This is a genomic window from Candidatus Nomurabacteria bacterium (genome assembly GCA_020632395.1).
Classification (GTDB): Bacteria; Patescibacteriota; Dojkabacteria; order SC72; family JAHDCA01; genus JACKFQ01.
Genome location: JACKFQ010000002.1, coordinates 1 through 13,825 on the forward strand (window position 1 = coordinate 1; position 13,825 = coordinate 13,825).

14 protein-coding genes are annotated in these 13,825 nt (G+C 40.0%); 4 read left to right on the top strand and 10 right to left on the bottom strand.

Annotation, left to right across the window (positions count from 1 at the left end; all coding sequences use genetic code 11):
• Positions 1-426 precede the first annotated feature (426 nt).
• The 4 genes from H6763_02120 to H6763_02135 form a co-directional block, all read right to left on the bottom strand.
• The gene (locus tag H6763_02120) at positions 427-726 is read right to left on the bottom strand and encodes a hypothetical protein (protein MCB9803603.1); all 300 of its coding nucleotides are present in this window, start codon (positions 724-726) and stop codon (positions 427-429) included.
• Positions 727-1,006: 280 nt separating this feature from the next.
• Positions 1,007-2,113 (bottom strand): glycosyltransferase, encoded by a 1,107-nt coding sequence (locus H6763_02125; protein ID MCB9803604.1) that lies wholly within the window; start codon positions 2,111-2,113, stop codon positions 1,007-1,009.
• On the bottom strand, positions 2,103-3,068 hold the full coding sequence (locus H6763_02130; protein MCB9803605.1) for a glycosyltransferase family 2 protein: 966 nt from the start codon (positions 3,066-3,068) through the stop codon (positions 2,103-2,105). Before H6763_02130 ends, H6763_02125 begins: the two co-directional genes overlap by 11 nt.
• An 18-nt stretch (positions 3,069-3,086) precedes the next feature.
• On the bottom strand, positions 3,087-4,361 hold the full coding sequence (locus H6763_02135; protein MCB9803606.1) for a nucleotide sugar dehydrogenase: 1,275 nt from the start codon (positions 4,359-4,361) through the stop codon (positions 3,087-3,089).
• A gap of 128 nt (positions 4,362-4,489) precedes the next feature.
• Between H6763_02135 and H6763_02140 the strand changes: the two genes are divergently transcribed.
• Together H6763_02140 and H6763_02145 are read left to right on the top strand one after the other, a co-directional pair.
• Positions 4,490-4,921: a DUF1761 domain-containing protein gene (locus H6763_02140; protein ID MCB9803607.1), complete on the top strand. Its 432-nt coding sequence runs from the start codon at positions 4,490-4,492 to the stop codon at positions 4,919-4,921.
• A 54-nt stretch (positions 4,922-4,975) separates the two neighbouring features.
• Positions 4,976-6,196, top strand: coding sequence for a hypothetical protein (locus H6763_02145; GenBank protein MCB9803608.1), 1,221 nt, complete (start codon positions 4,976-4,978; stop codon positions 6,194-6,196).
• 15 nt (positions 6,197-6,211) lie between these two features.
• On the opposite strand, the gene H6763_02150 is transcribed toward H6763_02145, so the two are convergent.
• The 3 genes from H6763_02150 to H6763_02160 all read right to left on the bottom strand — a co-directional run bounded on the left by H6763_02150 (position 6,212) and on the right by H6763_02160 (position 8,814).
• Positions 6,212-6,952, bottom strand: coding sequence for a ZIP family metal transporter (locus tag H6763_02150; GenBank protein MCB9803609.1), 741 nt, complete (start codon positions 6,950-6,952; stop codon positions 6,212-6,214).
• Positions 6,953-7,103: 151 nt separating this feature from the next.
• On the bottom strand, positions 7,104-7,892 hold the full coding sequence (locus H6763_02155) for a hypothetical protein (protein MCB9803610.1): 789 nt from the start codon (positions 7,890-7,892) through the stop codon (positions 7,104-7,106).
• A 28-nt stretch (positions 7,893-7,920) separates the two neighbouring features.
• On the bottom strand, positions 7,921-8,814 hold the full coding sequence (locus tag H6763_02160) for an ABC transporter ATP-binding protein (GenBank protein MCB9803611.1): 894 nt from the start codon (positions 8,812-8,814) through the stop codon (positions 7,921-7,923).
• 44 nt (positions 8,815-8,858) lie between these two features.
• Here H6763_02160 and H6763_02165 point away from each other — a divergent pair, with 44 nt between their 5' ends.
• A complete protein-coding gene (locus H6763_02165; GenBank protein ID MCB9803612.1) occupies positions 8,859-10,040 on the top strand; it encodes an MFS transporter in 1,182 nt (393 codons plus the stop codon).
• 149 nt (positions 10,041-10,189) lie between these two features.
• Entirely contained in the window at positions 10,190-11,242 is a 1,053-nt protein-coding gene (locus H6763_02170) for a methionine adenosyltransferase (GenBank protein MCB9803613.1), read from the top strand.
• A 67-nt stretch (positions 11,243-11,309) separates the two neighbouring features.
• On the opposite strand, the gene H6763_02175 is transcribed toward H6763_02170, so the two are convergent.
• From H6763_02175 to H6763_02185, 3 genes are all read right to left on the bottom strand, one after another.
• Positions 11,310-11,909 carry a hypothetical protein gene (locus H6763_02175; protein MCB9803614.1) on the bottom strand — a complete coding sequence of 200 codons (600 nt, stop codon included), beginning with the start codon at positions 11,907-11,909 and terminating at the stop codon, positions 11,310-11,312.
• A gap of 72 nt (positions 11,910-11,981) precedes the next feature.
• Positions 11,982-13,130, bottom strand: coding sequence for a HAMP domain-containing histidine kinase (locus tag H6763_02180; protein MCB9803615.1), 1,149 nt, complete (start codon positions 13,128-13,130; stop codon positions 11,982-11,984).
• Positions 13,124-13,807 carry a response regulator transcription factor gene (locus H6763_02185; GenBank protein ID MCB9803616.1) on the bottom strand — a complete coding sequence of 228 codons (684 nt, stop codon included), beginning with the start codon at positions 13,805-13,807 and terminating at the stop codon, positions 13,124-13,126. The genes H6763_02180 and H6763_02185 overlap by 7 nt, the downstream gene beginning before the upstream one ends.
• Positions 13,808-13,825: the final 18 nt, after the last annotated feature.

A 13,825-nucleotide genomic window follows, 5' to 3' on the forward strand; every position in this document is an offset into this window, starting at 1 on the left:
CTCTTGCATAGACTAACTCAGTTATATCTGAAGTTACTACCTGAAAAGGTTTGTTTACAGTAAGCCTTTTTAAAAGATTAGCTCTATCTCCTAAATCTGCAATTATCTTTTGCAAATAGCTTGGCTTGCGTTTAGGTATTTTGCGCTTTAAAGATAATGCCCAGAGGTTGAGCAATTTGCTAAGAGTATCTCTACCAATACTTACTCCAAACTGGTTAAATAGTGCTTGCTTTATTCTACGTATGCCATATTTAGGATTATCCGTAATTATTTGGATTATTGAGTCCTTTATATGACTGTACTTTAAACTTAAACGCTCTTGAGGAGTTTTACTTTGGTAGTAGGTTGTTTTACTTATACCGAGAAGTTTACAGATCCTGTTTACACCAAAAGCGGAGTTTTTTACACACTCACGAGCAAATATTGCTAATTGCCATTTGGGGATCTGTAGAAATCCAGATAGTTTTTTAAAAGGCTAAGCTCTACCTCCTTTTTGCCTACAAGGAGTTCTAAGTCTTTTACATGTTTTTGAAGTTTACTTATCTCTTGCTCTGGTTTGTTCTCAAATACGCTGTAACCTAGCGATAAAAGATCTTTGTGCCATTTTGAAGCTAATCCTGTGGTTATGCCGTATTTACGGGCAGTTGCACCTATTTGACCACTTTGTATACACTCTAGAGCCACTGTGAACTTAAATTTAGGGCTGTGTTTACGACGATTTGTCATTTTCCTGAGTTAATATTTTATGTACCTATTTTACCAAACTGTTTCTTAGTTGGTGGTACAGTTTACTCAGGACTGGTCAATAAAGAATGGACTGAACTATACGGATCAGGTCACTTATCAGAGGGATCGTCCAAATTTCCTATGGATTTTGAAACCATATTGTAACAATACGCCACTCTTCACTTTCGGGATCAGATACTCAATCCCTTCAGATGGATCCTCTTTGTACGACTGGAATATCGAGTGTAAGGGTTTGTAAATTCGATAGACAAGCTGAACCTTATACATTGTTTTGGTATTTAAAGATCAATTCCTTAATTGTTTTGGCTAATCTAGGGATGCAATATCTTCGATTAAAAAGTTGTTTACCCCCTAACCCTATTCGATCCAACTCTGTTTTATTTTCGTAAGCCCACGTTATCGAATCCACGAGCTCTTCAGCACTCCCCTGTTCTACCAATAAGCAATTCTCCTTATCAACAAATCCTGTATCCTCTTGAATCCTACCAATCACCATAGGGATCCCTAAACTCATGAATTGATAAGTCTTACCTGTAATCACCCTAGTTGCCTGTCCCCGACCGTGGAACGGTCCACCTAGGCAAATATCTGCCCTACATGCACGATCTAAAAGTTCTTCATACTCCATCCACAAGAAGTGTTCTAGATTATCACATTTGTACCCTTGGATCCTCTGAAGTATCGGATCACTTTTTCTGCCCTTACCCCCCACTATTGTGAATTTTATTGGTAGCCCATTACATAGCTCTGCAGCATCTAGTATCACATCAACACCATGTAACTTCTGAAAAGTACCGTAGAAAAATACATCTAGATAATCTTTCTTTAGATCTACACCCTGCCAAGACTTCCCGATGATTGGTACGTTGCTGACTGGTAAAGCTACTAACTTCGACCTAGGAATATCTAACAGATTAGATATGTACTCCGCATGGATATTGGTATCAGTGAGTACCACATCAGATCGCTGTAAGATTATCCTCTCAAAAAATCTCAATACTACGGCGATCAGCCTCCCAAGGATTCCTTGCTTCACCTCGTTTACCAAAGAATCGTACGGAGATAGCATCTCGTCAAAGATTATCCTACGACCACGAGAGAGTAACCATACCAATGGAAATATCTCATGTCCTCGGAATGGAAGTACATAGATATCAGGATCTTGTTCTATCCTTAGTTTCAAAAGACCTATGAAACTCTCAAGATACCTCAGCAAACCACGTGACCGATTTCGGACCACATGTAACTGTACCTCAGGGAGTAATTCGAGTGCAGCGATCATACTCTTTCCACGGATGTAATCTGGAGAATAGTATGAGATGACAACAGCTACTTTCATCGGACACTCCTTCAAGTTACTTCTCATGCTCGATGTGCTTCAATCGCTCGATTATCTTTTCTTGATTTGTATTGCTCCTATCCAACATATCTGCCATCAACCCGAGACCCCATAGGAACAATCCAAGTGAAAAAAGGTAGATACCTCCAAATCCAACGAACTTGTATGGACTAAAACTTCTAGTTATCAAATAATATATCCCCAAACCGACTATCATTAACAATCCGGATAATAGCGGAAATGCACCCAACCCCAAAAAAAACGTCAGCGGAGCCTGATCTCTAAATGCCCGCATGATATTGATAGCACTCCCAAAGAGGAACTGGAAAAAATTGGTTACCACCCTACTTTTACGTCCAGGAAAATACTTCACCAGAACAGGCATAGAGGTCATATTGAGTTTCTTGACTGCCAAAACCTGGAATGACTCTTGAGTGTATGTGTATTTACTATTAATGTTCAACGACAAAAGTGCTTTTCGATCATAGGCTCTAAAACCACATGTCACATCATTGAACTTATATCCTGACAATTTTCCAACTATCCATGCTCCAAGGAGATTTGCATAGTATTTCCCTCCGGGCATATTCTCAGGCTTTCTTTTCAGACCTGTTTCTGGATCGGTAAATCTGTCGGCTGCGACAAAATTGTAACCATGATTTAGGATAGGATCTACAAGAGTAGGTATATCTGCAGGATTGAATTGTAGATCTGCATCAATATTTACAGCAATATCCGCACCCATTTTCAGACACTCTTCTACTGCTTGTTGGAATCTGTATGCGAGTCGCTTCTGAGCGTGTCCTTCTATCACTCTTGCTCCATGCTCACGTGCTATCTCAACCGTCTTATCTTGGCTACCATCGCTCACTACCAATTTTTCTATCTGATCCACCCCTTTGATACTTTTTGGCATCAAGTCTAAAACCTTACCTAGAGTCTTCTCCTCATTTAAAGCAATGACGAAGATTACCAGTTTCATTTTGTTTAATTGCTCAAATTACCTTCCTATCCCTCTATAGACAAGTCCTTTTTTAGTTATCTCATCCTTGTCGAACTTGTTCATACCATCAAAGAAAACTTTGATCGATCCGCTATCTAAGATCTTTTGAAGATCTTGAGAGAACACATCATGTGCTGTAAGCACAGCCACTGCATCTGCTCCATCTATAGCCTCATCCAAACTTTCAACTGTGTTCAAGCTTTTATCCCACGGATCGTATATTCGTAGATCTGCACCTTTGGCAAGCAATATATCCTTGATCTCGATAGACGGACTTTCCCTAAGATCTCCGACATTTGGCTTATAGCTCATACCGAGTGTTGCAATTTTTGTGCCTTTCAGTGGCAGTGCAACTTCATTCAATGCATCCTGTAGTCTGATCACTGAGTATATGGGCATATTATTATTGATATCCCTTGCTGTTTTTAAGAATCGGTGATTAAACCCGCTAACCTCAGCTCTTTTGATCAGGTAGTATGGATCAACAGCAATACAATGCCCACCAACTCCCCTACCTGGCCAAAATGGCATAAACCCAAAAGGTTTATTCGATGCTCCTCGTATCGTTTCGATCAGATCTATTCCCATCTTGTCAAACGATTGCGCAAGCTCATTTACAAAAGCGATATTCACATCACGGAAGGTGTTCTCTACTATCTTTGTTGATTCAGCGACCTTCAGTGAGCTACAGATGTTCAACTCTGCCTCAAGAAAAGATCTGAATATTTCTGCGACTTCCTCGGCTTTTTCAAATGGATAGACTCCAAGATTTCGGGAAATGTTGTATATGTTCCACTTTGGATCTCCGGGATTGATCCGTTCTGGACAGTGAGCCAAGGTTATGTCCTCACCGACCTTAAGCTTACTAAGCTCTTCGATCTTTGGCTTGACGACTTCTTCGTTGGTACCTGGATTGACTGTTGATTCTAATATAAATATATCACCCTTCTTTAATAATGGTGCGATCGTGGATGTCGCAGAAAGGACAGGTCCATAATCGGGAGTATAGTCATCAAGCACAGGAGTGGGTACACACACAAAGTATACTGTAGCGTCTGCAATATCCTTTGGGTCTCTTGTCACTGTGTACTTAAATTCCTTTAATTCTTTCGCACAGAGATCATCATCTATAGGGCATCCTCCATTTTTTATTAACTCAACTTTCGACTCATTGATATCAAACCCGATCACCTCATACTTACCGCTTTTTGCAAGAGCTGTAAGGGTAGGAAGCCCGACATATCCCAATCCTAGAACTGCCACTTTTTTCATTTAATTCTTGGAGAAAAATAATCTAAAGGATGAAAGACTTAACGATTTAGATACTATACCAAATTTACTGTAAAATAAAGAACAGATAACCTCATATAGGTTGTCTAGATAATTTTAATTGTGTTGTTATGCCGACATTTGAAGTATTAGGGGTTGTGGTTGATCCTCTTGCAATTATCGTTGCAGGTGTTGCATATGAGGTGTTGGGATTTCTTTGGTATGGTCCACTCTTTGGGAAGAAGTGGTCAGCACTGACCGGGAAAAAGATGGAACCATCCAAAAAGCGTCCTCTCGACATGATCTTTGGGTTCGTAGTTGCTATGTTCCTTGCGACTGGTTTGAATTCCATTTTACAGTTTGCACAGCAGGTTTCAGAGCTACAACCAGTCATGAATGTTTTGATCTCAAGTGGAATGATCGCAGGTACTACGACATTCATAGTGTATGCAGAAGAGTACCTTTGGGAGGAAAGGGACCTGAAACTTCTACTAATCAACTGGGGACACCAATTTGCTAACTATATCGTGATGGGAGCAGTCCTTGCACTCTTTGTATTGTAAAAGCGACATTCATGCATATATCCAACCATCTAGGGCATTAATGGTCTATAATATATGATGGATCCAGATCAGATACTTAGGATATCTAAGTCCCTCAGATCAACTACTTTTCTTGTAGGGCTGTTTCTTGCCGTACTGATAACGGGTCTGATATTAAGTATTTCAACCAGAACAGATCCTCCAATGATACCCCAAGTAAAGTCTGTCACTACACGATCCAACCGACCCCACAATACATTTCCACCATTAAAAGCAGAAAGAGATATGATCTCCGACCAACTATCGAATTTGTCCCTTGAAGAAAAGATAGGTCAGATGTTCATGGGAGGGTCGTACAAAAGTGATTCATTGGCACAACAAGTTGAGCTCATAAGTACATATCATTTTGGAGGGATCATACTAATGGGAATAAATGTGACTGATACACTCAAAACGAAAGAGAGTATCGACAAGATAAACAAAGCTCAAGACTCTGATCTACCACCAATCCTCATAGCTATTGACGAAGAAGGTGGGTCAGTCAGCAGGTTGTGGGGTCAATTGACCGATCAATCCGCTCAACCCGATCTGAAAACAGAAAAACTAGCAAATGATACTGCATACCGAAGAGGCACAGAACTTCATGACATGGGCATAAATGCCAATTTCGCACCTGTTGTAGACTATATCCCAGATCAAGGCTCATTTTTATATGACAGGGTCTTTAGAGGGGACAGGGACCAAATAGCAAAATTAGGGTCTGCTATGGTGAGAGGATATAGAGATGCTGGGATTATTGCAGTCCCTAAGCATTTCCCTGGACACCCATCAACTCCGATCGATTCTCATAACGCCCTACCCACAAGTGACATATCAACTTCTCAAATGGATGAGTACACTTCACAATTCAGATATATTATCGATACTTCTGCCCCTGTTATGATAATGACAGGCCACGTACTGTTCCCCAATATCGACGATCAGAATCTCTCAACCTTATCCCCCATATGGATAGATGAGTACTTGCGAGGAGATCTAGGTTATCAGGGTGTAGTGATCACAGATGGTATGATGATGGGGGCGATAACAGATGGTCATACATTTGAGGGAAATATCATCAATGCTGTGAAAGCTGGGAATGATATTCTACTGTATGTCACAGAGCCAAAATATCAGGCAGATGCCTACAAGATCTTATTGAATTCCGTTAGAAACGGTACTATCTCAGAGGATCGTATAGATGAAAGCGTGTATCGTATACTCCAGATGAAGAAAGTCCTTGAGGAAATACTTTAGTCCCGGATCCAGAGGCTAATCCAATAATAGAAGAAGAATGTTCACAAAAACCCCCAAGAATAGAAATATTGCTTGAATCAAACTATCTTTGCCACATGACGTATGTTTCAATTCGGGGATCAGATCGGACACAGCAATATATAAAAATCCTCCGATCGACAGTGACAGTATCAGACCTGTATCGATCGAGGTACTATTTTGGATAATTATTACTAAAAAGAAACCCACAAAAGCTGAAAATGCCGTGAGGGTATTTAATACAACGGTTCTTTTGCGAGACATCCCTGCATGTAACATCACCCCTACATCACTTAGCTCCTGAGGGATCTCATGTAATGCGATTGCCACCGCTGTGGCTATCCCAACCGGCAACCCAGCTAAAAAAGCTGCTGCTATCATCATACCGTCTAGCACATTGTGGATCAGGTCACCAACAAGGTTTGAGTATGCAAATGGATGTACATGACCTGGTTCATCAGGATCTATATGACAATGTCTCCAATACAGAAACTTCTCAAATATAAAGAAAAGTACTATACCGCCTAAAACCCCGTATCCGATCTTCAATGGAGCAACGCCTCCTTCCACAACTTCAGGAAAGAGGTGTAGTAGAGCATCAGATGTCAATGATCCCGCTGCCAATGCAACCAGAGACATCACAAATTTGGGACGATGATGTTGTGTCGAGACGAGAAGCGCTGCCAGAAATGAGATCAGCGAGATCGCTGTAAGGGCTATCAATCCATAAAATATCATTTACATATGATCATGAAATAACTAGAGGCGAGGATACACCGTTTCAGCACATATAACAAGCAAAAGACCTTGAATATTTGATCATATAGCGTATAGCATATCGCAGATCCCACCTCTACCCAATTCACAGCTCCATCATAGATGAAGGACTCTAACCCTTCGGTAAATTGACTTTTTGGATCCTCAACATACCCACACCGAGCATAATGATCGAGAAGAGCACCAATACAGCAACTGAGAAGCCATCTAATTCTCCTCTCTTAAGAATCGGTGTAGGCTCACCGTAGTAATAGAAGATCGAAAGATATTTCAAAGGGTCAAGATCTTCGAAAAGCTTCGCTAGTACATTCACAAAATACCCACCAACCAGAAAAGCACTTAGAATTGATGTGACTTTACCAGGTTTTTCAGTAAGAATACTAACTAAAGCGCCAAAAAAAGAAACTGCAAGAAAAGTCAGCGCGACATTAGACATGAATAGAAACCAGTTAGATATATCGATATCAGCATCGATGAACCTTACCGCGATCATGATAGTACCTACCATCAGTAGTGCACAGTAGATCGATTTGATGAGCAGAGAAATAAACATACCCAAGCCAACCTCGCTTCTTGAGATCGGATATGACAAAGTGATCCCCAATGATCCATCAAATGCCTCTTTTGCAAACTTGACTACCCATCCAACTATAAATGGCATAAAAACAACTGCCCAGAAGAAACCAAAATATTCAGAGCCAATAAAAACATCAAAATTGGAATAATCTGTATCTTGGATCCCAAATGCTTCAAGAAGTGCAGGAGGGAAAGCTTCAACATAGGCATTTAGATCCGCATCTAAACCTTGAAATGTAGGGAAGAAAGATACCATCAGAGCTGTGATCAGAATAGCTGCAATCGCACACCATATCATTGAGCTCTTGCTATCCAATATATCCATTTTTACTCTAGTCAGAATATTCCTCATATCACTTTTCGTTATATAGTTCTAAGAACATCTCCTCAAGCTTTGGTTCGGAGATCGTAAGATGCTTTATCTTTAGCTTTGCCAATAGATTTATCAACTGATTTATATCACCAAGATATTTCGCATGATATCGTCCCTGTCCTTCTGCTTTCATGTCTGGAAGAAGATTCATCAGATCTGATGGTAGTTCATCATCAACCCATAACTTCAAAAAGTAGGTTTTCGGTATCAATTCGCCTATTGTAGATACCTTTATCAATTCTCCTTGTCGAATTATCCCCACCCTATCACATACTCGCTGGACCTCACTTAAGATATGCGAGGAAAGAAGCACAGTACCGCCATTCTCCCGAAATTCAAATAACATCTCTTCAAATATGTTCTGTAGTAGTGGATCTAATCCACTCGTTGGTTCATCTAGGATCAGCAGTTTTGGCATCTTCATAAATGCCTGTACAAGCAACACCTTCTGTTTATTACCGCTTGAAAGTTCACTGATCTTTCGGTCAAGATCCAGATCCAAACGATCAGCAAAACTATTAAACTCTATCTGCTTATGTGATATCGAAGATAAATACTCGAACAATCTTCTTGCAGACCAGTTCTCATATATGTAACCTTCCCCACTGATATAGCCGATCTCATCCATCAGCTTTGTATCTGATCTGACACCATTATTTATTCCTAATATCTGAAAGTTTCCTTCATCTTGAAAGATCTGTCCCATCAAAACTCTTATCGTAGTGGTTTTTCCCGCACCATTTGGTCCAAGAAAACCAAATATCTCTCCGCGCTTTACACTAAATGAAAGGTCTTTTACTGCCTTTACCTTCCCATAGCTTTTACAGAGGGAATTGATAATTATGACATTTTCTTGTTTTGCTTTACCTTCCATTATGAATGTGGCATCTTTTATTGATTGATAATAGCCCAATTCCTATGCAAAATCCAAATCTAAAACGTCATCACTTCTACTACTTCTTTCTCTTTCTTACTACATTTCAGCTGGTAAATATTGCAATATGGTCATATTATCCCATACTGCTATACAAGCAATTAAGAAGTATAGATGCAATTGTCCAAGATAATATCTTTTTATACTCCGGGATCATTATTGGTTTCCTTTTCTTCTCATTTATCCTGGATCGCTTTGGTTACGCGAAGATATCAAGAGTTTCATTTATCCTGCTCTCATTAACTTCATTTGTAATATTCCTATTTATAGGGAACATAGCTGAATACTACAGAATATTTGCTTTGCTGATAGGGATCGGACACGGTTCATATTGGACTATCTTTCATAGCTTCACACTTTCAAAATTTGATAAAAAGGGACGCAGTAAACTCATGAATGAAGTCTATGGTTGGATGCTTATAATTTCTGTAGTTGCTCCCATACTTTCTGGCTATGCTCTAACCGCTACAGGAAGATATGATCTGTTATTCCTTTCAGCATCAGCAATATATCTCTTTGCAGCAATACTCCCTCGAGATCTTGGCTCCGAATCTAGAACAAAGTTCAGAGGGTCAGAGATAACAGCGATCTTAAAAGAGAAGGTTTTTAATAGATACTTTTTCACCATGTTCTATCATACTTCCACCGGGTCTGTGATGGATGCGATGTTCAAAGTCATACCATTTATAATGCTAGGTACTGAATTGAAAGTTGGAGCATTATTTAGCGTAGTTGCAGTAATGACAGGAGTTTTCTCTATCCTATCACGGAATTGGAACGAGAAGAGAAAACGTTTAGTTGCACTAGATTCATTCATCTTGCATGGTGGTACAAATCTTGCTTTAGCGATCTCATGGACTACCCCTTTTCTTATCCTGAGGCAGATCACGCAATCTATTGCTCAAGGGTTTGCAATACCGGTTTTTGATTCCATTGATTACAGTATCAGAGAGGATCTAACGAAAGGTAAAGAAGAATCAGCGATCGAGATGAATTTGGTGAGCGAAGGTATCTATTTCATCTCACGCCTGACAGGTCTTATCATTCTTCTGATAATATTTGAATTCTCCCCATACACACAGATGGCAACTGCACAGATAGTCATCGGTGCTCTATCCTTTCATAGACTACTCTCATATCTGTTTGGAGTGAGCTTATCAAAATAGAAACTTCTAGATCCAGACTGAGGTGGGTTGCTGATCGGTAGAGATGCTTAAATAACACTTCTTCCCACGAGGATCTTCACCATGTGATTGACCTAAAGTCAAGCATCATATACATTCATATTATCGGATATTAATTGAACGATCGCTCAATGTCATTCATTCCAAACACACATTCGGTAGAAAGTGTCACATCAGGTCATCCAGACAAGGTGTGCGATCAGATCTCTGATGCCATAGTTGATGCATGCATTTCGCAAGATCCTGATAGCAGAGTAGCAGTAGAGTGTTTTGGTGGACATGGAAAACTGAATATTGGTGGTGAGGTGACCACAACAGCACAGGTAAATTATGAAGATATCGCAAGGCAGGTATATGGCGAGATCGGATATATGGATCCTTTGGAAATCGAAGTGAATATCTCTGAACAATCACCTGATATTGCAATGGGGGTCAATCCCGGTGGTGCAGGAGATCAGGGGATAATGTACGGGTATGCAACAGGCAATACAGTAAATTTTATGCCGGAAAGTGTAAATCTCGCCCATCAACTAACTCAATCATTACAACGTCTCAGAGATGCTGGTGATCTAGATTGGTTAGGACCTGATGGCAAGGCACAAGTCACATATATTGATCGTAAACTACATACTGTACTTGTGAGTGCTCAACACGATGCAGATATGACAATAGAAGATGTACGGGAGATCATTCGATCTGACATAATCGAACCACTTACGACTTCGTACCCCGTTCTAGATATCTTGGTAAATCCGACTGGGCGCTTTGTTCGTAGTGGTTTCGACGCTGACACAGGACTTACTGGCAGAAAAATAATGGTTGATAGTTATGGTGGTTTGATACTACATGGAGGGGGTTGTTTTTCTGGGAAGGATGCTACGAAAGTCGATAGATCTGGAGCATATATGGCTAGATTCGTAGCTAAAAATATCGTAGCTAACCAATTTGCAAGTGAATGTTTGGTTTCTGTTGCCTATTCCATAGGCATTTCAGAACCTCTCATGGTCAGTATAATCAATGAAAAAGGCGAACAACTAGCTGAGAAGTTTGCAGTTGCATTTGATTTTAGACCTCAAGCTATCATCGAGAGGTTACAGTTGAAACGACCCATATATCGAAAGACTGCAACATACGGACACTTCGGAAAAGAGGGTGATAGTTGGGAGGAGATCATCTCGCTATGAGGGTGATTACAGCAAAGAAAAGGGGGTGTTAGCCCCCTTTCTTACTACTATTCCTTACTTATACCCTTTACAGATCCATACCATAACCTTCCATCTCCCCTTTCATCATACCTGCACCACGCATACCACCATGCATCATCGGACCTTCTTCTCTGACTTTGGTGAAGAAATCCTCAACAACCTCGGTAACATTAGTTCGTTGCAATTCTGCTTGGTCGGCAGTTAATTTCCCAGACTGCTCCAACTCATTAATTCTTTCTATGGAGTTTTCAACAACACAACTTTTGACTGCTGATATGTCTGATACTCCGAGTTGTTCCAATGCAGTTTGTAATGTCATCCCTTCAGTAGAATGGATCGTATCATGTATATCCTCTACTTTGAGATCTGTACATATGGAAACATCCTCCATCATCGCCATCCCTTTCATGAAACGGCCACCTCCAAAACCACCAACTGGTCCTAACTCCTCATGAGCTTGCTTGATTGCACTCCCTAGATCATCAGATGACACTCCAACAAGCTCCGCTACCCTGTCAACAAACTGTTGCCAAGAAGCAGGTGTTGCAGTTTCGTCAGCGGCATTGACGGTAGCTGAAGCTGATGTAAACAGAGCTACAATTGTAGCTACACCCGCGATTGCTGTAATAGCAATAAGTTTTTTCATAAATTATTAAGTAATATAAATTAGATATTCACATGATAACTGTTGTACTGTGTACAGCCTGTGAAGTACAGTTCATTTAATATAAGTTGGTATTGTGACAGTAAATATCGTCCCTTTTCCTTCAGTACTTAAGACCTCTATGGTTCCATCATGTTCCTCGATTACCTTCTTAACGATGGCAAGACCTAACCCCGATCCATCGATCTTCGGATCAGCTCCACCTCTATAAAATCTGTCAAATATATGAGGGAGAAATTTTGGAGATATTCCCAAACCGTTATCTTTGAATTTTACTATCAAGAAATTACCCTCAATATCAGCAGAAACTGTGATCTTCGGGTCTTTCGAGCTGTATTTGATCGAATTTTCTATCAGATTTCCAAAAGCTCTAGCGATATATTTCGGATCTCCGTAGATCATTGCATCCTTCGGTATCTTAGTTGTGACCTTAACATTCTCCTGAGCTATCAATGGATGAAGATCTTCAAGTATCTCCTCAAGTAGTTCATGTAATTTGATCGGTGCTCTTTTGCTGATGCTCCTTCGATCAAGATAGAAGAGATCTTCGCTCAAACGAATGAGTTTTCTATTCATTTTGGCTAAAACCTCTACAGCCTCATGATAATCACTAACTGTGGGGGTTTCTTTATTTCGAAGATTATCCAAATTTGCTCGCATGGATGCTAAAGGAGTCCGCAATTCATGTGCTGCATCTTGGATGAATTCCTCTTGAGAATTGAATGCTCTCTCTACATCATCAAGAAGATCATTGAAACTATCTCTCAAATACTCTATCTCAGTTGAGGAACGAACATCAGGCAATCTACCCTGTAATTTCCCGGATGAAAGCTTCTTGACATCTAACGCTAATTTATCGATCGGTCGTACAAGATAGGTTGCAGTTATATAACCCAGTCCCACTGAAAGTAAAGCGGTAGGGATAAGCAGAATAACGAGAGTTCGATTGTATTTCTCTGTTACCTGTTCCTCAAAGTATTCACCCATTTGTATCAGCCGATACTGATCCTTCAACTGCTGACCTCTATAAAAATCTCCCAAACCCGGATGTTTCTGTAATAATGCTTCTATCCTTGAGATAACTATCTGCTCTTCAACCTTATGATTGATAATGCTAAATAGTGATGTTGAGAATGCTATTAAAACGACTATGAGAATAGCAGAGAATACAAGTGCAAACTTACTTTTTAGTGATCTTAACATTCTTTGACCTCCTCTATCTTATAGCCGACACCTGGAATAGTCTTGATAATTGTGTAATCTTTGTCGCCTATCTTTTTTCTGAGATTCTTAATGTGGGATCTCACGGGAGGATCGACAAGATCAGCATCATCATCCCACAAAGTATCAATTATTGTAGCCTGTTCGACAACAGCAGGTGAATTGAATGCTAAAAGATAAAGTAGATCAAACTCCAATTTAGTTAGATCGATCTCATTATTTTTTAATCGAACTGTTCTTGATCTCGGATCGATCGTTATGCCTTTAAATGAATAACATTTACTCTCATCAACCTTATCCCTATCTAACACAACTCTTATTCTTGCCATAAGTTCACGCATATCAAAAGGCTTTGTGACATAATCATCGAAACCTAGTTCGAATCCCTTCAACTTATCGCTAATACCATCTCGAGCTGTCATTGCGATTATCTTGGTTTCTATCTCTGCAGTTCTAACAGACCGTGCTATCGAAAACCCATCCAAACCAGGTAGATTTATATCTAGTAATATAAGATCAGGTTTGACATTTGGTATCACACTAAGTGCTTCATCTCCCTTGTTGACGATCTCAACGTGATAATCCTTGGACAGAGCAGACCCTACAGCTTTGCCCAAATCTACAGCATCTTCAATTATCAGTATTTTCCTTTTTAACATGACTGATTATACCAACTC